Origin of the sequence: Devosia sp. YR412 (assembly GCF_900110945.1) — a bacterium.
Classification (GTDB): Bacteria; Pseudomonadota; Alphaproteobacteria; order Rhizobiales; family Devosiaceae; genus Devosia.
The window spans coordinates 226,926-246,272 of sequence record NZ_FOFL01000001.1 but is presented as its reverse complement, the minus strand read 5'-3'; the positions used below and the strand labels follow the sequence as shown (position 1 = coordinate 246,272).

Sequence of the window (19,347 nt, the reverse complement as noted above, 5' to 3'; positions counted from 1 at the left end):
GGTGGATGGCAGCTTTTCTGACTTGCTCTCAACTTGTAGATGACTTCAATGGGGGGTCGGTTTCCAAACAAAACCTTTGGCTGGCAAACGACCGTCAGCTTATCGATTAGATCACTCGACGGATATTACCCTCATTCGCTCGAGGTTCTAGTTCCGACCATCATAGTCGGACTGCGCCGCACCAATGACCTCCATATTATCAACTGTCCAGCCGTACAGAACTGAAAACGGCCCCTCCAGAGATTGCCCGAGCGGGGTCAAGGCATATTCCACGCCGAGCGGCGGTCCAGGCAAAACCCGGCGGGTGATCATCCCATTGCGTTCAAGCTTACGGAGAGTCTGCGTCAGCACCCGCTGAGTAATCCCTGCAAGCCGACGCTTGATCTCGTTGAAGCGCCTCGGTTCTCTCAAGACGAACAAAGCCATCATCGACCACTTGTCGGCGATCTGATCGAGAATTTGCCGGCTGGGGCAATCCACTCTGAAATGCGGGTCTACATCGTCCATAGGTATGCTCCAGCATCCCTGATATCGTCAGAGTGCGTAATTGACACTAGGTATCAGATGCATACTTAAGGCGCTTCCTTTTCACAAGAGCTGGAGCCTTCATGACTGCCCCATACCAAACCATTCACGTGAATATCCAAGGCGGCATCGCCCGCGTCACCATCGACAATGCGCCGGTTAATGTCCTTTCGCTCCAGATGATGACCGAACTGACCGGTTTCCTTGACACTGTGAAAGATGACACGGCAGTCAAGGTAGTTATCTTCGACAGCGCCAACCCCGAGTTTTTTATCGCCCATGTCGACATGACGATGGCCGAGGATGCAAAAATCTTTGAAAAGCTTGGTGCGATTACACTGCCAGGGTTGAACCCATTCCAGAGCCTGTCCGAACGACTGCGCCGCCTTCCACAGGTCACGATCGTAAAACTCGAAGGAATGGCGAGAGGCGGAGGCGCGGAATTCGTTGCTGCAGCTGACATGAGCTTTGGAGCTATTGGCAAGGCGGCACTTAGCCAAGTCGAAGCCTTGATGGGCATCGTCCCGGGTGGTGCTGGAACGCAATATCTGCGGCATCGGGTCGGCCGTAATAGAGCAATGGAAATTGTGCTAGGCGTGGACTTGTTCGATGCGAAAACGGCCGAGCGCTATGGCTGGATCAACCGCGCCGTGCCGGCCGATGAGATCGACGCGTTTGTTGATACTCTTGCCCAAAACATCGCGAATCTGGCTGATGGCGTCATCGCTGCAGCAAAGTTAAGCCTCCCGGCCGAAGACTACTCAGCGGGCCTTGAGATAGAAAATACTGCGTGGGCCGGTCTCTTTGCCCAACCTGCTGCTGGGCGGCTCTTGGTTGGCGGCCTGGAAAACGGCGCACAGACCCCGGTAGTAGAACGCAACATCGAAGCCATGCTGCGCGAATTGGCGGCGCAACGACCATAATTCATACCAAACGCTTGGCGGCGCGATCTACCGCACGCCGCCAAGTTAACGTTCCCCCTTGAGCGGCAGGTTTAGAGCCTAAAAATTCCGAACGCTAATGACCGATATGGGGTCGCAAGCAGCCAATCTGGTAGCAAAGTCTAAAAACTCGGACACTTTTGAAAACGTCTCGCCGGCCGACCTTTTCTACAAGTCTTGCCAACGATGGATTCGAGCACCAACCACTGGTGCCTTGGCTATCAAAATGGCGCCGTCCATAGCGGTGGATACGGACGGAATGAGCGAGGTGACCACCAGCATATCAAGATCGGGTCCGGAAAACGCGGGCATGCTGGGTGCTGAAACAGGCGTGGGGATGACCCGTTGAATGGACCCTGACGAATCCAATACGTTGAGCCGGCCGGCCGACACGCCGGCGCTCCAGTAGTGGCCGAGGCTGTCGCAGGCGGCACCGTCGGGGCGGCCGGATTGCTCGGTGAAATCGGCGAAGCGGCGCCGGTTGTCGATTGTGCCTGTTGCGGGATCGAAATCGAACCGATCTACCCACGGGCCGCGCGAATCCGAGAAATACAGTGTCCGTCCATCCGCGGACCAGGCCAGTCCGTTTGCCACCTCCACGTCGTGCTCAAGCACCCGGGTCACTGCGCCTTTGCCGGTGACGCGATACAGCGAACCGATCTTTTCCCGCTCGGGCCGCATGTCCATGCTTCCCACCCAAAAGGCTCCGTCGGGGCCAACTTTGCCGTCGTTGAGACGGTTGCTGTCAGGCTCGTCCGGTACATCGGCAATATGTCTGATCTCGCCGGTATCAGGGTCGAGCGTCAGCAATTTTTTGGGCTGAGCGACGATCAGCCTGCCACTTTCCCCCAGCCCGATACTGCCGGCCAGTTCGGGCATGGGCCAGATATGGTGGTCGGTGCCGTCCAGCATGACGCGGTGGACGGCGGGCTGGGTGAATTCGACAAAAAACAGACATTGCCGCCGGTCGTCCCAGAGGGGCACTTCGGCAGAGAAGCGCCCCTCGAGCAGCAGGCGAAAATCCATGCTCTCCTCCCAGAGATGCTAGGGATAGGCGGTGGAGCCATCGGGCTTGCGCGTCACCTTGCGCTCCCAATGGATATAGTCGTCCCTTTCGAGCACTTTTTCGTCGATCTCGATACCCCAACCGGGACGATCCGGACGCAGCTCCATATGCCCGTCGACGGGAATATAGGGGTCGATCGCCCATGGCGCGTGGATATGCGGCTTGAACTCGAGCACCTTGAAATTAGGCTGGGCGGCAGCAAAGTGAACATTGACCGCGGTGGCCAGCGGGCCCATGGGATTGTGCGGCGCGACGGTCACATAATGGGCCTCGGCCAGGGTCGCGATGCGGCGCATTTCGCTGACGCCACCAACCACGCAGATGTCGGGCTGGATGATGTCTGCCCCTTGCGCCGAGAGCAGGGCCAGGAATTCGAAACGGTTGTAAAGCGACTCGCCTGTGGCCAGCGGCACTGTGACCTTGGCCTTGAGCTCTTTCCAGGCAGGAATGTGCTCGGGCCGGATCGGCTCTTCGTAGAAATAGGGGTCGTGCGAGGCAATCGCTTGGGCCAATTGTATGGCCTGGTACGGCTCGAAAATCTTGGCATGCGCATCGAAGGCGAATTCGAAGTGGCTAGGCGTCAACTCGCGCACGCGGCCGAAATAATCGCCTGTTTCCTTGACGAGTTCACCCCAGCGAGAATTGTGCAGATCGCGCCGATAGGGGCTGAGCTTGAAGGCGGTATAGCCGTATTTTTGGTTGAGCTCAGCGGTCTGGTCGAGCGCATGTTCGGGATCGGGAGCGGTATAGACGCCGCAATAGACCTTAACCCGGTCGCGCACGTTGCCGCCGAGCAGCATATAGACCGGCAGGCCCGCCGCCTTGCCGGCAATGTCCCACAGGGCATGGTCGATGACCGAAATGGCGGCAAGACCCAAGGCGCCAGGCGGAAAGCGGCATTGCTGGTTAAGCTTGAGCACCAGATATTCAACGCGGCGCGGATCCTCGCCGACGAGATAGTTAAACATGTAATCGAGGATCGGCGGCAGGGCCCAGTCGGGTCCATGATTATAGGCCTCGCCCCAGCCCGAAATCCCCTCGTCGGTCTCGATCTTGACCAGCAGGCGCGGACGATCGTCGACGCGCTGCATATAAGACTTGATGGCAGTGATCTTCATGACTGGATACCGGCTCCCGGCTGGCTTGCCTTGACGCGGTTCACGATATCACGCAGCGCCGCCTTTTCGTCGTCGTTGAGCGTCTCCATGCCCGGCTTGCGGACCGGGCCAACCGCCTCACCAAGAATGCCCAACGCTTCCTTGACGACGGTGACATTGGCCCCGTTGAGGTACTTTGTCCTCAGCGCTTCAAAGTCGGCAATCGGGGCGATCAATTCACGGGCCTTGGCATAGTCGCCGGCCTCTAGTGCTGCCAGAATCGATAGCGACAAATCGGGAAAAACATTGACGAGGCCCGAGGTGAAGCCGCGTGCTCCCATGGCATAGAAGGCCGGCGCCCAGCCTTCAGCGAGACCACAGACCCACATGGCGGGCAGATCGGCCGTGGCGCGAATAGCCTCGGCCAGCAGCATCAGATTTCCCGAGGCGAACTTGATGCCGGCAATGTTCCGGTGGCTGGCCAGCAGCTTGAAGTCATTGACGGAAAACGTGTCGGACCGGACATAGGCGATCACCGGCACGGTGGATGTCTCGGCCAGTTCGAGAAAGTAGCGCGCCTGGGCGGCAGGCGCCGCAAACGGGTCCATCGGGTGATGCCCCATAATGGCGTCAGCACCAGCATCAATCGCGTCACGCGCAAGCGCCTTGGCCTCAACCAGCGAGCGGCCGACCGCCGCGCTGACAATGCTGGTGCCATCACGCGATGCCGCGATCGTCGTTGCATGGACCTGGCGGATCTCATCGAGCGTCAGGGCGAAGAATTCGCCCGTATTGCCAGCCGCCATGAGGTTATGCACGCCGCGTCGCGACAGACGGGAGATCAGGGCCTGAAGTGCCGGATGGTCCACGCTGCCATCGGCAAGATAGGGGGTCACCGGCACACCCGAAACACCTCCGAGCGCAGCGCGTACTTTAACAATGGCGTCGGACATGACCGCTCCTCAACTATGTGAAAATTCCGCCCTCCTGCGTTCGTGACATACGAACCTCATTGACGGCTGATCCAATCTATGAACATTGAAATATCAGATTTCAAGAGGCTTCAGGTGCAATCAGCAAACTGGGCCACGAACGAGGAGGTTCGTATGGATCGTCGCACTATGCTCAAGGGCGCCCTGATGGCAGGCGTGTCTGCGGCTGTTCTTGCCCATTCCGGCTCCGTTATTGCCGCCACGCCGGCTGATCAGCTGGTCATCGGCATGGATATGTCGGCCATGCGTGGGCTCGACCCGCATGAGCTCAACCAGCTTGAGGCTGCTGAAGTGGCCGCCAATCTTTACGAGCGACTCATCGTGCTGCCGGCCGATAATCTTGCTGATCCCCAGCCGGGCCTGGCCGAAAGCTGGACCATTAGCGACGACGGCCTGACCTTTACCTTCAAGGTCCGTTCCGGCGTCACCTTCCACTCCGGCAATCCGCTGACCGCCAAGGATGTGGAATGGTCGCTGCGCCGCCTCGTCAAGCGTGGCCTGGCCCCGTCCGTCGATCTCAAGCAGTGGGGCTTTACCCCCGAAAACGTGGACAGCCTGATCACTGCAACCGACGACACGACGCTGGTGCTGCAGACGCCGGAATTGTGGAATTCCAACCTGATCCTTTACGCACTGGCGAGCTTCTCGACCTCCATCGTCGACAGCGCCTTCCTGGCAGATAAGGACAAGGAAGGCGACATGGGCGGGGAGTTCCTGCAGACCAGCGATGCCGGCTCGGGTCCCTATTCCCTGCGCACCTGGCGCGCCAACGACCTGCTGATCGCCGAAGCTTTCGACGGCTACTGGCAGGGTGTCCCCGCCATGAAGCGCGTGATTCTGCGCCACCTGCCCGAATCCTCCGGCCAGCGCTTGCAGATCGAGGCCGGCGACATCGATATCGCATCGCGCCTGTCCTCGACCGACCTGGCTTCGCTCGACAATGGCGATGTCGCGTCGATCCAGCGCACGCCGGGCTTTGGCTTCTACTATCTGGCGCTCAACCAGAAGAACGAAATCCTGGCCAAGCCGCAGGTGCGCGAAGCCTTCCGCTACCTCATCGACTATGAGGGCCTGGCCAATGGCGTGATGAAATATTACGGCAACCTGCAGCAGACCATTGTGCCGGCCGGCCTGATCGGCGCTGTGGAGAACAATCCCTACAAGCTCGACGTTGCCAAGGCCAAGGAACTGCTGGCTGAAGCCGGCCATGCCGATGGCTTCACGCTGACCTATTATGCCAGCCCGGCCACGCCGGAGGCCGAAGTGGCCCAGTCGCTGCAGGCCAATGCCGCAGAAGCCGGCATTACATTGGACCTGCAGATCGGCGACCACATCGGCAAGTTCCGCAGCCGTGAATTCGAGCTCTTCTCGGCCCGCTCCGGCGACCGCTTGCCCGATCCGCATGCCGTGCTGCAGTCCTATGCGACCAATGCCGACAATTCCGACGAGGCCCAGCTCACCGGCATCAATGCCTGGCGCACGGCCTGGGATGTCCCGGCCGAAATCCAGGACCAGGTGCGCGCTGCCGCCCATGAACCGGACCAGACCAAACGCGAGGCGATCTACAAGTCGGTCAACGAGGCCTATCTGGCCGCGTCGCCGGCCCTGGTCACCTCGTTCCAGCGCACCGATGCCAAGGCGATCCGAAACAATGTGCAGGGCTATGTCGGCCATTCGACCTGGCTGACGCGTTGGGACACCGTCACCAAGTCATAAGGTGCCCATAACTTCAGACCGAGCAGGGTAAAGCGATGTCGACTCTCCAATCCAGTCCGATGGCGGGGCTCGCTTCTGCCTCCCGGAAGCTCGCCGCGTCATTGGCCATAATCGCCACGACCCTGTTCGGTCTGCTTGTTATTACCTTCGTGGTCGGCCGGCTCGTTCCGGCCGACCCGGTCATCGCCGTCATCGGCGATCAGGCCGACCAGGAAACCTATCAGCGCGTCTATGCCATGATGGGCCTCGACCAGCCGATCTATGTGCAGTTCTTCAACCATCTGCGCGATGTGGTGACGCTCAATTTCGGCCAATCGCACCTCACCAAAAACCCCGTCATCCTTGATCTGGCGCGCGTCATCCCTGCGACCGTCGAACTGGCCGGCCTTGCCATCATCATCGGCGCGGGCCTTGGCATTCCTCTTGGCATTGTAGCCGCCGTGCACAGGGGTAAATGGATCGACCAGATCGCTCGCGTCGTCGGACTGGTCGGCTATTCCACCCCGATCTTCTGGCTCGGCACGCTGGTGCTGCTGGCCTTCTATGCGCGCCTAGGCTGGATTCCCGGCGGCGGCCGCATCGATATCTACAATGAGGGTCTCGTCGAAGGCCCCACGCGCTCGCTGCTGCTCGACTCCATTTTGGCCGGTGAATGGGAAGTGTTCTGGAGCGCCCTGCACCACCTGATCACGCCTGCGCTGATCCTGGGCTATGCCTCCATGGCCTATATCAGCCGCATGAGCCGCTCCTTCATGCTCGAACAGCTCGGCCAGGAATATGTCCTTACCGCGCGCGCCAAGGGCCTGCCCAAGCGCACAGTGGTCTGGGGCCACGCCTTCCGCAACATTCGCGTCCAGCTACTGACCATCGTGACCCTGGCCTTTTGCGGCCTGCTCGAAGGCACGGTGCTGATCGAGACCGTCTATTCCTGGCCGGGCCTCGGCCAGTACCTGACCACTGCCCTGCTCTATGCCGACATGAATGCCGTGCTCGGCGCGGTGCTGGTCATCGGGCTCATTTCCATTGCGATCAACCTGCTGTCCGACGTCGTGTATCGCTTCGTCGATCCGAGGACCCGCTGATGACGACTGAACTCTCCGCACAGCGACTGAGCCTGCATGACTGGCTGGTCAGCGACGACGTCACCTCGGCACGCCAGGCTCGCTTGGGTCGGGCCTATCGCTTCTGGCTATCGCTGCTGGGCAATCCCCTGGCCTTCGGTGGCGCGGTGGTCATCCTGTTGCTGGTGCTCGTTGCGGTCTTCGCGCCGCTGCTCGCGCCCTACAGTCCCAATGCCCAGAACCTGTCGCAGGCCTTGCAGGAGCCGTCCGGCACACATTGGTTCGGCACCGATGTCTATGGCCGCGATGTCTATTCGCGCATCCTGTTCGGCGCGCGCACCACGCTCTATACGACGCTGCTGGTCACAGTAATCGTCGCTCCGATCGGCTTTATCGTCGGCGCCACGGCGGGCTATCTCGGCGGCTGGGTCGATATCGTATTAATGCGCATCACCGACATCTTCCTCGCCTTTCCCGGCCTCGTTTTGGCGCTGGCCTTTTCGGCGGCGCTTGGCCCCGGCATCGAGAATGCAGTCATCGCCATCGCCCTGACCGTCTGGCCGCCGATTGCCCGCCTCGCCCGAGCCGAGACCATGACCGTGCGCCACGCCGACTATGTCACCGCAGCTGAACTGCAGGGCGCAAAACTCCCGCGCATCCTGTGGCGGCATATTGTTCCCATCTGCGCGCCATCCATCGTCGTACGCCTGACGCTCAACATGGCCAGCATCATCCTGACTGCGGCCGGCCTCGGCTTCCTTGGCCTGGGCGTACAGCCACCGACCGCCGAATGGGGCCAGATGGCCGCCTCGGGGCGGCAGTATCTGCTCGACGCCTGGTGGCTGACCACCGTCCCGGGCCTGGCCATCCTCGTGGTCAGCCTTGCCTTCAACCTGCTTGGCGACGGCCTGCGCGACATTCTGGATCCCCGCAATGCATGACCAGACCGCTCCCCTGCTGACCGCCGAGAACCTGCGCGTGCAGTTCAATACGCTGGCGGGCCCGATCCAGGCCGTGCGTGGTGTCTCCTTCACCGTGGGCCGTGAAAAGGTCGGCGTCATCGGCGAATCGGGCTCGGGCAAGTCGATGACCGGTCGCGCCATCATGCGCCTGCTCGGGCCCAGCGCCTCCATTCTCGCCGACAGGCTGCAGTTCGAGGACGTCGATCTGTTGCGCGCCAGCGAAAAGCAGATGCAGACTGTGCGCGGCCGCCGCATCGGCATGATCCTGCAGGACCCCAAATATTCGCTCAATCCGGTGATGAGCGTCGGCGACCAGATCACGGAAATGGCGCGCCTGCACCTGCGCGAGAGCAAGTCGGCCGCCCTTGAACGGGCGCTCTCCATGCTGGAACAGGTGCGCATCCGTGATCCTAAGCGCGTCTATGCGCTCTATCCGCATGAAGTCTCCGGCGGCATGGGCCAGCGCATCATGATCGCCATGATGCTGGTGGCCTCGCCCACCCTGATTATTGCCGACGAGCCCACTTCGGCGCTCGACGTTTCGGTCCGCGCCCAGATCCTCGACCTGCTCGATGAATTGATCGTTTCGCGTGGCATCGGGTTGATGTTCATTTCCCACGATCTCAACATGGTGCGCCGCTTCTGCGATCGCGCGCTGATCATGTATTCGGGTCAGATCGTCGAGACCATCAAGGCTGCCGACCTCGATTCCGCCACCCATCCCTATACCCAGGGTCTGCTGCATGCCCTGCCGCGCATGGATGCGCCGCGCGACATGCTCGACGTACTCAAGCGCGACCCCGCCTGGCTGGAGCGCCGCCCATGACCGCTGCCGTAACCGTCAAAGACCTCGTCGTGACTTTCGGCGAAGACCCTGCGGCCTTCCGCGCCGTGGACGGCATTTCCTTCGTCATTCCCGCCGGCTCGACCTTTGGCCTGGTCGGCGAAAGCGGCTGCGGCAAGTCTACCGCGATGGGCGCCATTGCCGGCCGCGTCGGCAACTGGACGGGCGAAATCACCATCGACGGTAAACCCGTCACCGGCAAGCGCACGCTCAAGCAACGCGCTCAGGTACAGATGGTGTTCCAAGACCCCTATGGATCACTGCACCCGCGCCATACGGTCGAACGCACGCTGCTCGAACCGCTGGAGATCCACGGGCTGGGCGACCGTGACCGGCGCGTCGCCGAAGTGCTTGAGCAGGTGGGCCTGCCGCAGCGCTTCCGCTATCGCTATCCGCATCAGCTTTCCGGTGGCCAGCGCCAGCGCGTCGCTATCGCCAGGGCATTGATCCTGTCGCCTAGCCTGCTGCTGCTTGACGAACCAACCTCGGCGCTGGACGTCTCGGTGCAGGCCGAAATCCTCAACCTGCTTAAGACGCTGCAGCGCGAGAATGGACTGACCTATCTCCTGGTTAGCCACGACATGGCCGTCATTGCCCATATGTGCAGCGACATTGCCGTGATGCGCGAGGGCCGGTTCGTCGAAGTCACCGACCGCGATCGGCTGATCGCCGGCGCGGTAGAGAATGACTATACAAAGCTACTCCGCGACGGCGTGTAGCGACGAACTCGGGCTGTCGCTGTTGCCGAACACCAGCCTGATGTAGTTTTCGCCCGAGCGCACCACGTGGTCGCGCATGGCCCGTTCGGCGCCATCGATATCGTGGGCGATGATAGCTTCGCCAATGGCGGTGTGCTCGGCCAGGGCCTGAGCTTTTTCCTGCGGATCCGAATGAATGATGCGGCGTGTGCTGGCATCGTAGAAGCGCTGCCGCTCGATCAGCTTGCCCAGATAAAGGCATTCCGACGTCCTATGGATTTGCTCGTGGAACTGCTCGTTGAAGGCGATCAGGGGATCGGGGTCTATTCCATCCGATGCCACTGCCATCGACACCATGATCTGACGTAAAGCTGTGCGCCCGGCATCATCAACCCGTCGTGCTGCCAAATGGGCAATCATGGACTCCAGTGCGGCGCGCGCCAGGATCATTTCTTCCGCCCAGGTCCTGCCGTAGAGCACGATCACCCCGCGCCGCGGCAGCGTCTTGAGCAGGCCCTCCGCCTCAAGCTGCCGAATGGCCTCCTTCAGCGGCGTGGTGCTCACCCCCAGCTCTTCAGCCAGCTGGCGTTCATTCAGCTTGGTTTGGTTCGGGTAGCGCCCCGAAATGATGGCCATGCGCAGCGCACGATGCACGTGATCGCGCAAGCTGATCATCAATCCTGGATCAAGCGGATCCAATCGGTTCTCAGAAATATCCGACATCGGCGGCCCCTCGTCCGCTTGATATATCAGAGTTTGGCTCGTGCCGCTATCGCTCGGCACATTGCTACCCATAAATTTACGACCGCTGGGGGGCGGAAGCTGCCGCTAGGCGCGACGGAACGCGACCCTGGCACTCCTTTGTTCAATTCAGCTCATCATCTGACGCTCTGCCGGCGCGGTAGTAGGGCGGCGGTCGAGGTGGTGCAAACTTCGAATTGCCGCTCGCCGCACGTTGCGCGGCATTCAGCATGGCTTCTTTCTTCCCCAGAGGTTGCTCACGCCCCGGAGGCTGCTGTTCTATCCAGCCGAAGCGAGCCTTAAGAGCGAAGATGGTAGCAATCAGCGCATGCCGGTCCTGACCTTGGGCGATACGAAGCAGGTTCTGAGCAAGCTGCGCCTCGAGCTTGGCATGCCCCACAGTGAGCTCTTCCGCAAAGTGCTTGCGCAGAGTTTTTGGATCGATAGCCAATACCTTGGCGATGCTGGTTTCGGGAATGGCCCAGCCAGCCATCATCTCAACGACACGTCGATCCTTTTCCGCTGGCTCATACCTCGGCCGCCCACGAGTGGTCATGATGCGACTTCAACGAGCGAGCTTGTGGCTAAATTGCGCTTCTGCTGCACATCGAGGAAGCTGCCTTCGCCGTCCAGAGTGGCTAGGTTTCCGGTGAACGCCTGCCAGCGCAAGACCGCGAGATCAACGTATTCGGGCGATAGTTCCACAGCCAAGCACCGCCGCTTCTCGATCTCGGCAGCGATGATCGTCGTACCCGACCCTGAGAACGGCTCGTACACAGTGTCACCTGCCTTGCTGTTGTTCCGCATTGGCCGTCGCATGCACTCGACGGGCTTCTGTGTTGAATGCCTGGTATCCTGATCTTCTGACGCACCGTCGATAGCCCAGATGATGGTTTGATCTCGCAACCCTTGCCAGTGCCCCTGCCCGCCTTCGCGTACGGCATACCAGCAGGGCTCGTGTTGCCAATGGTAATGTCCCCGGCTCAGCACCAGCCGCGGCTTGGCCCAGATGATCTGTGATCGCAGAGAGAAGCCGGTGGACTGGAGGCTCTCGGCAACGTTGATCGCATAAATGCCGGCATGCCAGACATAGGCCACCTCCCCCGGGAACAGAGCCCAGGCCTCGCGCCAATCGGCACGATGATCATTCTCAACCTTGCCAAGGCGATCGCTGCTAGAGACCTCAGCCCTTGCCCGCCACTCCGGATCGTAGTCCACGCCATATGGCGGGTCGGTAACCATCAGGTGCGGCTTCGCTCCGGCGAGGAGTTCGGCAACGACGGCCGCATCGGTACTATCGCCGCAGATGATCCGATGATCGCCAAGGATCCAAAGGTCACCGAGCCGACTGACTGCATGTTCGGGCACAGCTGGTAGGAACTCGGCATCGCCCTCGCTAATGTTGGGCAGGAGCTTGCCAAGCTCCACGGCTGAGAAGCCAGTCAGCGGCAGATCAAACCCTAGCTCGCCGAGATCGGCCAGTTCAGTGCGGAGCATGTCCTCATCCCAGCCGGCATCCAGCGCCAGCCGATTGTCGGCGAGCACATAGGCCCGGCGCTGCGCCTCGGTCCAGCCAGCCGCAACCATGACCGGAACCTCGGCAATACCAAGCTTTTGTGCGGCCAGTACGCGACCATGGCCGGCAATGATGCCACCATATTCGTCGACAAGCACCGGATTGGTCCAGCCCCATTCCCGGATTGACGCAGCGATCTTGTCGACTTGGCCGGCAGAATGGGTGCGCGCATTTCGAGCATAAGGAACCTACTCGATCACCTCGCGGCGTTCAACGCGATCGGCCGGCCATTCCTGCACTGATGTCTGTATTTTGGTCATGCGCGGAATCTACCACGCAGGCTAAATCATTGTCCTGCCGACATTAATGCGCAGACTTGCGCGCCGCTTCGCTCTAGAACCGACTAATCAGGTGACTAGCTTAAAACTGGCCTGGTGCGGCGAACCGAAGCAAGACTTCCTCGTGCAGGTCGGTCAAAAAGCGTGATAGATCGGGCTCAAAGACGAGTTCAACTGCCTTTTTCGGGCGGACCCAACGTCGAGATCGCTGGTGCTTTTCATCCCATTTCTCGCGTTGGGAAGTAACACAAACTGGAAAGACCCCGGCCTGCGCAGGCATGGATCTGCCATCGTCAAACAGCTTGATATAGCGATACGAGCCGATCGGCACCTGTGATACTTCGCCATCGATTCCTGCTTCTTCGCGGGCTTCAATCAGCGCTGACTCGTAATCGGCTTTAGAACTCATGCGCCAACCCTTTGGCAGCATCCACTTATCATTCGTCCGTGAAGTAATGAGCAGAATGCGAATTTTGCCATCCGCACTCTGCCGCCAGGGAAGTGCGGCCACTTGATCGCAAGTCTCGCCAATAATGTCCGCAGCTGATTTCGCCATGCTCCCACAATTGATCATCACAAAGATTCGCCGCAATCACATTTGACGCACGATGGCTTTGCGCGCGTTTTTTATAGACGGGAAAAAATCTGTGCGTGAGGCCGACGTGGGTGCGGCGCCGGGCCGGTCTTATAGTTTGTGGCGCCCCCCCATGGGCGCGGCCTCGAAGGGGGTGGACTGTAGACTGGCGGCTTGTGGGAGGGGAGTACGTGACGGCCTCACCACGATGTGCTTGCTGACATCACTTAGCAGTAGCAGACAGCCGCTTTTTGGCCGCAGCCACGATCGAAGCAGGGAATGATTTGACCTGCTGGTAGTCAGGAATATGGGTGCCCATTACCGCTTCGCAAGCTGTGAACAGGGCCTCCTCTGCCCACCGGTCAAGTTGGACAAGGTCACCAACTTCCAATCCAATTTTCCCTTCTTTCTTATATGGTTCTGGTAGATGCTGTAGCCGGGCTGTGTGCTTTGCTGCAGCAAATGCCGGTGGGGTCCTCTTGTTTTTCAGTGCTGTAGCGATGCCACCTCTGGCCCCCGCAGCGGCCCTCAGAAGCCGTTTAGCCTCAACTTTTTGAAGCTCTTTGGACAGTCGCGCGTGACTTAGGATCTCGTTATCGAGAGTGAAAAACGTGAGAAGTTCGGGCGACACCGCCCGCCATTTCTTGACTGACATCCGAGAGATCCGCGCAAGCTCCACTTCGCCTGCTGGCAGAGAGCCACCAGCATTCCAAAGCGCGATAAGCATGAGGAAATATGCCCCGATTTGCTCAGTCGACAACTGCAGGGTATCCCCTACGAAATCGGAGACGTAGAGCTGCATAAAGGGCCGTTCGCTCATCGCTCCAACCCCTAATCGGCTGGCGATGTCTGGTGGAAGCCATCAGCCTCAAACTGTTCGACATCGACCAGACGATAGACCACCCGCTTGCCAAGTTTAGTGTAGTTCGGGCCTTCACCGAGCCAGCGCCATCGTTCCAGCGTGCGGTGCGACAGCTTCCAGCGGCGGGCCAGCTGCAACTGGTCTAGGAACAGATCGTCTTTGTTCATTTGCCTTCTCCAGGTCACCATGACCTACGAGGCAAATCCTGTCATGGCGCGGCGCTGCCGGCGTGCTGCTGCAGGGTGGGATGCGGTGGGCTGCGGGGTGGGATAGCAGGTCTGCTAGTGGGACCCAGAGTGGGATGGGTGGGATGCCTGCTCCAACCTGGCCCTAGAGTGTCGGTACGTAAGTCGGGTCAGGGCGCCGACAAAACCAAGCTGGTGTGCGCCAACCAAAACGCTTGGCTCCTGCGCAAGGGAGAGCGCACGAGTTGGGACCCGGACCAATTCCAGACCTTCTTCGACGAGCTCGGTACGTTCTGGAACGATTTCTCCTAGTCCCTCAGCCGTATCGTGAGCGACAGCTGGGTGATGTTGATCTGACCACAACTGCGCACTGTCAGGTGGCGGACTGTCGAACTGCTGGCAAGGGTCCGCTTCTGGCGCGAAGCTGTGGTGGGCAGTCGGTTACCGGCATGGCTGCTCTCCGCCCGCCTATGCCATTCGTACAGTCGGTCGCCAACGTCAGCTTTTGGGGAATCGAAAATGCGGCCTGAACGGCTGGAATGGGGCGCGTTCCTGTCCGGCGGCAATCGACCCATTTCGGTCGTTCTACAATGTAAATCAAAGTCGAGAAGCGGACATCCTCCTGCTATCGCTTAAGCGCATGACGGCCTGCCGATGTATTGACATCTTTAGTGCCCCTGTGCGCTGATCGAGCATTACTTGGGGGCAAGAATATGCCGTTCGTCTTTCGACTGAAACCGTTGCTTTTTGTAATCTTGTCGCTCGGGCCAGTAGACGCAGCTGAATTCACAAAACTCATGGAAAGGCCCATTGCCGTGGATCTTCGGGGCACGGGTAAATGCAGTGCTAGCCTAATCGGCACACTCGAAACAGGTGATGCGGAGAAAGTCCAACAGTACGTAGACGAGATGGCTCCGTTTTTTGACCCGGGCTCAAATGCGCCAGAGCACTACGAATCTTACAACGGCGATGGCCTGACGCTTTGTATCTCAGGGCCTGGCGGGAGTTACGCTGAAGCACTCAAACTCATTGAGGTCCTCGCTAGTGGCTTCGTTTGGACGGTCGTTCCGGAAACGGCGGATTGTCTTTCTGCGTGTGCAGTTGCCTTCATGGGCGGCCTATACGCGGATGAGACCGGCCGCGTGCCAGCGCGTTTATTGATGGCCGGTGCAAATCTGGGATTTCATGCGCCGAGCATTACATTGAGCAGTACCGGCGCAATGCCGCCGCAGATGGTTGAGGCAGCATACAAAACGGCTCTTGCCGACATTCAGGGCGTCGTGTCGACTCTCCTCGTGAACGCAGAGTTCAGCTACGAGGCAAGCATGAAGCCTAGCCTGCTCGCCACCATGCTGGGAACTCCTCCTGACGACATGTTCCTTTTGACGACCATCGACGAACTTGGTCGGTGGGGCATCAATTTTGAGGATGGCAATAACGACTCCATAAATCTGTCAGAGGCCAACCTGATCCAGGTCTGTAAGAATTTGATGTCTTGGCGGCACGACAACCGGTCTATCTCAACCGCGGAATATAAAACTACTGGACAGGGTGCAATGGTCAGGGCTGAGATGATTGAGAATAACAATCAATATAGCGACGACGTCTTGTGGAGGTATACACTCGCCGACGGAATGTTCGAAACTCAATGCACGTTTCACGTACCGCCTTCTCTACAGAGAATCTCGGACAGCGACATTCAGGTTGAAGTTTGGAACGAGAATGATGGCGTCCGCGACAGCGTCTGGCCAGATACCTGGCAGTACCTTAATCCTAATCTGACTCTCATTGAGGCGGCGGTTCGGGCTGGTTATGCAGGAGATACAAGGAAGAAGTCAAAGTGAGGCTCCACTGGATTCTCGTAGTCGCCGGTGTCTATCAGGCCAGCTCCATCGGGCCGTCGCTTGGTCAAGATGAATGGGTGGTTGCGACCGAGCACGCTCGATGCCTTCTAGAAAACGTGGATGAGTACAGCGCGACCGAACTGGATGTCCTGATGATCGTCCTGAAGGCCTGCCCTGAGGCGGACGTGGGCAAAGCACTGGCTTTGCTGACACAGAATGCAGCCGTCCCCGGTATTGCGGTAGATACTGCGGTGGAGACTACGTTGGACGATGTCATCGTTTATAGTCGTGGCGAGTTAGCGTGCCTTCAGTCGCTAGAGATCGACATGACTGGACCGACAAGCCGTTTACCCAAGGTGCCCACCTGCTGATGGGTATTCCGGTCTACGCTTGGCTCAAGAAACACCAGAAGGAGATTGATGGCATTTGGTCGCCATTGAGCACAATTTTTGCCAATACCATCATCGTTCTAACTGTCGTTTTAGCTTTGGCGACGTATTATCAGGCCCAAGGGCTTGGTCAGGTCGAGGCTTCACTTGGATATATCGACACCTTCAACGGTGGCGAAGTTTTGGAAGCGCGAAATCTGGTCTACAAGAGCTGGCTGCCGTACGACTTTAGCGGCAACGACGCGGGAATTTCCCGCGAGGTTATCGACGCTCTTCTTGACCGAGTTGTACCCAACATCGGCACGCTGGAGGGTCTAGAACACCGGTTGGCCGTTGCGGTGATAGTAGCGTTTTTTGACAGCGCTGAGGTGTGCATTGCCCAGAGTGCGTGCAGTGCTTCAGTTCTCGAGGCTCAGGTCGGCGAGTACGGAAGAGACTTCTATTGCCTTTACCAACCGATCATCGATCGTGAGAAGGACCGGGGAAAGCTAGTGGCTTTTGGAGCCGGACTACGATCGGTGGCATTGCGAATGGGTGGATGCTGAGGTCAGCTATTGGCGGTTGCGAACCAAAAGCCGTCAGTCGGCTTTCCCACCCCAAAACAGACGCTAGTCCACGGCAAACCTACGGGCAGCTTTCGGGACTTCGCGAAGGCTGCCTGAATGTCTGAAATGGGGCGCCTTTCAGTCATGTTCAAGATAGCACAGCTCGGTACTCCAGTTAGTGGATCGACCATCCTATCGCCAGGGTGAAGCATCAACTGCGTCTAGAACCTCGCCAATAAGGCAAGCATTAGCGCCCGAAGCAAAGTACGCGCCTCCCCCAAGTGGTTAGCAATTCGTAAACCTTAACCCCGCTTTAACTTTCCGATGCAAGACTGGCAGAACTTGGAGTTCACCATGCGCGCAAAGCACGTCTTGATTGCCGGTCTTGTTTGCCTGATGTCGGGCGCCCCGAGCCTTGCCGGGGACTTGCCCAATCGGTTCGAGGTTGCCGCGGCTGTCGAAAAGGACAGCGCCGGCGTCTACAAGCTGAAGTGGCAGCGCCAGCTGCTCGCGATTCAGACTGCCTTTGCCGCAGAACTCGCTGGCGGAGCGGCGGTCGATTATACGGCCACCGGATCCATCACTCCGACAAGTCCAGCACGTCTGACGCGGTAAACGTCTCCAAGCGCTTGACCCCGCTGGTGACGGAATTGACCGAGCGGCGCTCACCAAGCTCGCCTTTCAGCCAGCACTGTTTCGGCCCGGTCGCGAACGAGAAGGCAACGCATTGATCGTTGTCGACGCAGGCCATGCGGCATTCGCCCGCCGTATCCACGCCCGCCCAAGGCGAGGAATGCAGATCGCCGCCGAGGAAATCGGTGCGCGGCAGCACATCGACAGTGGGGTCAATGACGCCGATCTCGAATGTTGGGGCGGTCGACATCCTTGGAGGCAGGAAGACGCCCGACAATGCATCGGCATAGCCTTCCAGCCTGTCTGTGCCGCTCTTGAGAAAGCAGTTCGGCCCACGTGTCAGCGTGGGATTGGCATTGAAGGTGAAGGCAATGCACTGCTGATTGCCAAGGCACGAGGCAGCGCAGGCGACGACATCGGCCTCCCTCTCGGAAGAAATGTCCTGCCCATAGAAATCGAGCCCCTCGTAAAGGGCGAGCCGCAGGGAGTCGTCTTCGACACTGATGTCGGTCGGCGGGGGCGTCTTCGGATTGTCGGTTTCCGGTTCAATCAAGGCGGCGAGGGAGGCATAATCGGTCTTGCCGCGAAGGCCCTTGCCGACCCTGTTGATGACAAGTTCATTGAGCTCGGCCTGGGTGAACACATACATGTCCTCGCTCGGCGTGCGAAACATGCGCGTGAACACTTCGGTGGGCGTCTCGAAGCGGGTGAGCACCTCGAGAATGTCTGACACCGAGGACTGCACACCCGAAGGGTCCGGCGTCTCTGACCACATCTGGTGAACGCCGAGCTGGCTTTCGACCAGACGCTCCTTGCCGGCAAAAAAAATGAAGGCACAGGCCGAAAAACATCGCGCACTGGCGGGGATGACCGTGCTTAGCCCCTTGGCGTGGATGTCGTCGGCGATGATCAGCGCGCTGGCTACAAGGCCTCCATCGCTCGAAAGTACGATGACCTTGGCATCCGGGCGCAGCGCCAGGGCGCGACGAAACTCGAGCGGCGTGCCTACACCTATTTCGCCGTCGAGCATGATCGCAGACTGGCTGGCATCGGAAATGACGAAGGCGCCGATCCGCTCATCGGCGACGGCGGGCAGTAAGGTCATCGCCAAGACGAGTACCAGTGACAGCAAAAAATGCATTCTATCCCCCAAGGAGAGGATAGAAGCAGTTGAACGCTCGGCCCGCAACATACGCGTTTGATGTCACCGCAATTTTACGCGCTCGGAAAATGATTGCCGTTTTTCGCCTCGATAATTTAGATCGAAAGTGTGCGCTTTTGGGTTGCGTCACGAACTTACCCAACGGCAGGTATGGGCGCAAAGCTGCTGCCTGCCTCTAAGGCAGTTTCGCTGAGAGGCACTTTTCGCTCGCGTCGCATGTTGGCTGATAGCATCGGGTAACGCTATTTAAGAGCCCGTAAAATCTTGATAAAAAAGCTCGGCACTAACCGGCGATAGTATCAAGGTTCAGAGATAGTGGGGCACAGAGAATCCTGCGAGCCGACCAATGCTTGTCGGCTGGTAGCAGGCTATTCATTGAGGCAGCCGCATAGCTCGGGCATTTGACCCAGTCATATCGCAGCAGAGAATGATTTCGCTAGGGGAAGTGGCGGAGAGAAAGGGATTCGAACCCTTGAGACGGTTCCCCGCCTACACACTTTCCAGGCGTGCGCCTTCGACCACTCGGCCATCTCTCCGCATCGCCTATCCCCGGGCTGGAAACGCCGGAGGGGCCGGCTGGTTGGCCGACGCGAGCGAGGCTCTTTATACTTATCATCAGCCCCGGCGCAAGGGATCACGACATAGGGATGACGATT

The 19,347-nt window shown here is 59.2% G+C and carries 21 protein-coding genes, 1 tRNA gene and 1 pseudogene; 10 read left to right on the top strand and 13 right to left on the bottom strand.

The features are described 5' to 3' along the window. Positions 1-147: 147 nt before the first annotated feature. Positions 148-507 carry a winged helix-turn-helix transcriptional regulator gene (locus BM045_RS01250; protein WP_092179192.1) on the bottom strand — a complete coding sequence of 120 codons (360 nt, stop codon included), beginning with the start codon at positions 505-507 and terminating at the stop codon, positions 148-150. 101 nt (positions 508-608) lie between these two features. Between BM045_RS01250 and BM045_RS01245 the strand changes: the two genes are divergently transcribed. Beyond that, on the top strand, positions 609-1,448 hold the full coding sequence (locus BM045_RS01245) for an enoyl-CoA hydratase/isomerase family protein (RefSeq protein WP_092179191.1): 840 nt from the start codon (positions 609-611) through the stop codon (positions 1,446-1,448). Positions 1,449-1,634: 186 nt separating this feature from the next. Here the strand turns inward: BM045_RS01245 and BM045_RS01240 are convergent, their stop codons facing one another. Genes BM045_RS01240 through BM045_RS01230 form a run of 3 tightly spaced genes read right to left on the bottom strand, consistent with a single transcriptional unit; the run spans position 1,635 to position 4,582 of the window. Further along, positions 1,635-2,492: an SMP-30/gluconolactonase/LRE family protein gene (locus BM045_RS01240; RefSeq protein ID WP_092179190.1), complete on the bottom strand. Its 858-nt coding sequence runs from the start codon at positions 2,490-2,492 to the stop codon at positions 1,635-1,637. A gap of 18 nt (positions 2,493-2,510) precedes the next feature. Beyond that, positions 2,511-3,650: a mandelate racemase/muconate lactonizing enzyme family protein gene (locus BM045_RS01235; protein ID WP_092179189.1), complete on the bottom strand. Its 1,140-nt coding sequence runs from the start codon at positions 3,648-3,650 to the stop codon at positions 2,511-2,513. Beyond that, positions 3,647-4,582 carry a dihydrodipicolinate synthase family protein gene (locus tag BM045_RS01230; protein WP_170848320.1) on the bottom strand — a complete coding sequence of 312 codons (936 nt, stop codon included), beginning with the start codon at positions 4,580-4,582 and terminating at the stop codon, positions 3,647-3,649. The genes BM045_RS01235 and BM045_RS01230 overlap by 4 nt, the downstream gene beginning before the upstream one ends. 153 nt (positions 4,583-4,735) lie before the next feature. On the opposite strand from BM045_RS01230, the gene BM045_RS01225 reads away from it, so the two are divergent. Genes BM045_RS01225 through BM045_RS01205 form a run of 5 tightly spaced genes read left to right on the top strand, consistent with a single transcriptional unit; the run spans position 4,736 to position 9,923 of the window. Then, the gene (locus BM045_RS01225) at positions 4,736-6,337 is read left to right on the top strand and encodes an ABC transporter substrate-binding protein (protein ID WP_244522832.1); all 1,602 of its coding nucleotides are present in this window, start codon (positions 4,736-4,738) and stop codon (positions 6,335-6,337) included. A gap of 35 nt (positions 6,338-6,372) precedes the next feature. Further along, entirely contained in the window at positions 6,373-7,419 is a 1,047-nt protein-coding gene (locus BM045_RS01220) for an ABC transporter permease (RefSeq protein ID WP_092179188.1), read from the top strand. Then, positions 7,419-8,339: a nickel transporter permease gene (nikC, locus tag BM045_RS01215; RefSeq protein ID WP_092179187.1), complete on the top strand. Its 921-nt coding sequence runs from the start codon at positions 7,419-7,421 to the stop codon at positions 8,337-8,339. Before BM045_RS01220 ends, nikC begins: the two co-directional genes overlap by 1 nt. After that, complete coding sequence (locus BM045_RS01210; RefSeq protein WP_092179186.1) at positions 8,332-9,186, top strand: ABC transporter ATP-binding protein; 855 nt, start codon at positions 8,332-8,334, stop codon at positions 9,184-9,186. The genes nikC and BM045_RS01210 overlap by 8 nt, the downstream gene beginning before the upstream one ends. Continuing rightward, positions 9,183-9,923: an ABC transporter ATP-binding protein gene (locus BM045_RS01205; RefSeq protein WP_092179185.1), complete on the top strand. Its 741-nt coding sequence runs from the start codon at positions 9,183-9,185 to the stop codon at positions 9,921-9,923. The genes BM045_RS01210 and BM045_RS01205 overlap by 4 nt, the downstream gene beginning before the upstream one ends. Here BM045_RS01205 and BM045_RS01200 read toward each other — a convergent pair. The 7 genes and pseudogenes from BM045_RS01200 to BM045_RS01175 form a co-directional block, all read right to left on the bottom strand. Beyond that, the gene (locus tag BM045_RS01200) at positions 9,903-10,625 is read right to left on the bottom strand and encodes a GntR family transcriptional regulator (protein WP_092179184.1); all 723 of its coding nucleotides are present in this window, start codon (positions 10,623-10,625) and stop codon (positions 9,903-9,905) included. The genes BM045_RS01205 and BM045_RS01200 overlap by 21 nt on opposite strands. 142 nt (positions 10,626-10,767) lie before the next feature. Then, positions 10,768-11,199, bottom strand: a complete 432-nt coding sequence (locus tag BM045_RS19045) for a hypothetical protein (RefSeq protein WP_210184965.1) — start codon at positions 11,197-11,199, stop codon at positions 10,768-10,770. Continuing rightward, the gene (locus BM045_RS19245; protein WP_348271231.1) at positions 11,196-12,140 is read right to left on the bottom strand and encodes a DNA-methyltransferase; all 945 of its coding nucleotides are present in this window, start codon (positions 12,138-12,140) and stop codon (positions 11,196-11,198) included. Before BM045_RS19245 ends, BM045_RS19045 begins: the two co-directional genes overlap by 4 nt. Before the next feature lie 84 nt (positions 12,141-12,224). Next, a pseudogene (locus BM045_RS19240) lies at positions 12,225-12,392 on the bottom strand (ParB/Srx family N-terminal domain-containing protein); the annotation flags it as partial. A 187-nt stretch (positions 12,393-12,579) separates the two neighbouring features. Then, on the bottom strand, positions 12,580-13,053 hold the full coding sequence (locus BM045_RS01185; protein ID WP_210184964.1) for an NUDIX hydrolase: 474 nt from the start codon (positions 13,051-13,053) through the stop codon (positions 12,580-12,582). 241 nt (positions 13,054-13,294) lie between these two features. Next, entirely contained in the window at positions 13,295-13,891 is a 597-nt protein-coding gene (locus BM045_RS01180; RefSeq protein WP_092179182.1) for a DUF1376 domain-containing protein, read from the bottom strand. A gap of 11 nt (positions 13,892-13,902) precedes the next feature. Further along, positions 13,903-14,100, bottom strand: coding sequence for a helix-turn-helix transcriptional regulator (locus BM045_RS01175; protein ID WP_092179181.1), 198 nt, complete (start codon positions 14,098-14,100; stop codon positions 13,903-13,905). Positions 14,101-14,831: 731 nt separating this feature from the next. Here BM045_RS01175 and BM045_RS01170 point away from each other — a divergent pair. From BM045_RS01170 to BM045_RS01155, 4 genes are all read left to right on the top strand, one after another. Further along, the gene (locus BM045_RS01170) at positions 14,832-15,962 is read left to right on the top strand and encodes a hypothetical protein (protein ID WP_092179180.1); all 1,131 of its coding nucleotides are present in this window, start codon (positions 14,832-14,834) and stop codon (positions 15,960-15,962) included. Next, positions 15,959-16,333 carry a hypothetical protein gene (locus tag BM045_RS01165; protein ID WP_092179179.1) on the top strand — a complete coding sequence of 125 codons (375 nt, stop codon included), beginning with the start codon at positions 15,959-15,961 and terminating at the stop codon, positions 16,331-16,333. The genes BM045_RS01170 and BM045_RS01165 overlap by 4 nt, the downstream gene beginning before the upstream one ends. After that, the gene (locus BM045_RS01160; protein WP_092179178.1) at positions 16,333-16,896 is read left to right on the top strand and encodes a hypothetical protein; all 564 of its coding nucleotides are present in this window, start codon (positions 16,333-16,335) and stop codon (positions 16,894-16,896) included. Before BM045_RS01165 ends, BM045_RS01160 begins: the two co-directional genes overlap by 1 nt. 354 nt (positions 16,897-17,250) lie before the next feature. Continuing rightward, positions 17,251-17,511, top strand: coding sequence for a hypothetical protein (locus BM045_RS01155; RefSeq protein ID WP_139198668.1), 261 nt, complete (start codon positions 17,251-17,253; stop codon positions 17,509-17,511). On the opposite strand, the gene BM045_RS01150 is transcribed toward BM045_RS01155, so the two are convergent. Both BM045_RS01150 and BM045_RS01145 read right to left on the bottom strand, forming a co-directional pair. Continuing rightward, positions 17,477-18,721 carry a PAN domain-containing protein gene (locus BM045_RS01150; protein WP_092179176.1) on the bottom strand — a complete coding sequence of 415 codons (1,245 nt, stop codon included), beginning with the start codon at positions 18,719-18,721 and terminating at the stop codon, positions 17,477-17,479. The genes BM045_RS01155 and BM045_RS01150 overlap by 35 nt on opposite strands. A 416-nt stretch (positions 18,722-19,137) precedes the next feature. Next, a tRNA-Ser gene (locus BM045_RS01145) sits at positions 19,138-19,227 on the bottom strand. Positions 19,228-19,347: the final 120 nt, after the last annotated feature.

Excerpts from the sequence above, each read along its gene's own strand:
- BM045_RS01250 (WP_092179192.1), bottom strand. The coding sequence starts at position 507 with ATGGACGATGTAGACCCGCATTTCAGAGTGGATTGCCCCAGCCGGCAA.
- BM045_RS01245 (WP_092179191.1), top strand. The coding sequence starts at position 609 with ATGACTGCCCCATACCAAACCATTCACGTGAATATCCAAGGCGGCATC.
- BM045_RS01240 (WP_092179190.1), bottom strand. The coding sequence starts at position 2,492 with ATGGATTTTCGCCTGCTGCTCGAGGGGCGCTTCTCTGCCGAAGTGCCC.
- BM045_RS01235 (WP_092179189.1), bottom strand. The coding sequence starts at position 3,650 with ATGAAGATCACTGCCATCAAGTCTTATATGCAGCGCGTCGACGATCGT.
- BM045_RS01230 (WP_170848320.1), bottom strand. The coding sequence starts at position 4,582 with ATGTCCGACGCCATTGTTAAAGTACGCGCTGCGCTCGGAGGTGTTTCG.
- BM045_RS01225 (WP_244522832.1), top strand. The coding sequence starts at position 4,736 with ATGGATCGTCGCACTATGCTCAAGGGCGCCCTGATGGCAGGCGTGTCT.
- BM045_RS01220 (WP_092179188.1), top strand. The coding sequence starts at position 6,373 with ATGTCGACTCTCCAATCCAGTCCGATGGCGGGGCTCGCTTCTGCCTCC.
- nikC (WP_092179187.1), top strand. The coding sequence starts at position 7,419 with ATGACGACTGAACTCTCCGCACAGCGACTGAGCCTGCATGACTGGCTG.
- BM045_RS01210 (WP_092179186.1), top strand. The coding sequence starts at position 8,332 with ATGCATGACCAGACCGCTCCCCTGCTGACCGCCGAGAACCTGCGCGTG.
- BM045_RS01205 (WP_092179185.1), top strand. The coding sequence starts at position 9,183 with ATGACCGCTGCCGTAACCGTCAAAGACCTCGTCGTGACTTTCGGCGAA.
- BM045_RS01200 (WP_092179184.1), bottom strand. The coding sequence starts at position 10,625 with ATGTCGGATATTTCTGAGAACCGATTGGATCCGCTTGATCCAGGATTG.
- BM045_RS19045 (WP_210184965.1), bottom strand. The coding sequence starts at position 11,199 with ATGACCACTCGTGGGCGGCCGAGGTATGAGCCAGCGGAAAAGGATCGA.
- BM045_RS19245 (WP_348271231.1), bottom strand. The coding sequence starts at position 12,140 with ATGCTCCGCACTGAACTGGCCGATCTCGGCGAGCTAGGGTTTGATCTG.
- BM045_RS01185 (WP_210184964.1), bottom strand. The coding sequence starts at position 13,053 with ATGGCGAAATCAGCTGCGGACATTATTGGCGAGACTTGCGATCAAGTG.
- BM045_RS01180 (WP_092179182.1), bottom strand. The coding sequence starts at position 13,891 with ATGAGCGAACGGCCCTTTATGCAGCTCTACGTCTCCGATTTCGTAGGG.
- BM045_RS01175 (WP_092179181.1), bottom strand. The coding sequence starts at position 14,100 with ATGAACAAAGACGATCTGTTCCTAGACCAGTTGCAGCTGGCCCGCCGC.
- BM045_RS01170 (WP_092179180.1), top strand. The coding sequence starts at position 14,832 with ATGCCGTTCGTCTTTCGACTGAAACCGTTGCTTTTTGTAATCTTGTCG.
- BM045_RS01160 (WP_092179178.1), top strand. The coding sequence starts at position 16,333 with ATGGGTATTCCGGTCTACGCTTGGCTCAAGAAACACCAGAAGGAGATT.
- BM045_RS01155 (WP_139198668.1), top strand. The coding sequence starts at position 17,251 with ATGCGCGCAAAGCACGTCTTGATTGCCGGTCTTGTTTGCCTGATGTCG.
- BM045_RS01150 (WP_092179176.1), bottom strand. The coding sequence starts at position 18,721 with ATGTTGCGGGCCGAGCGTTCAACTGCTTCTATCCTCTCCTTGGGGGAT.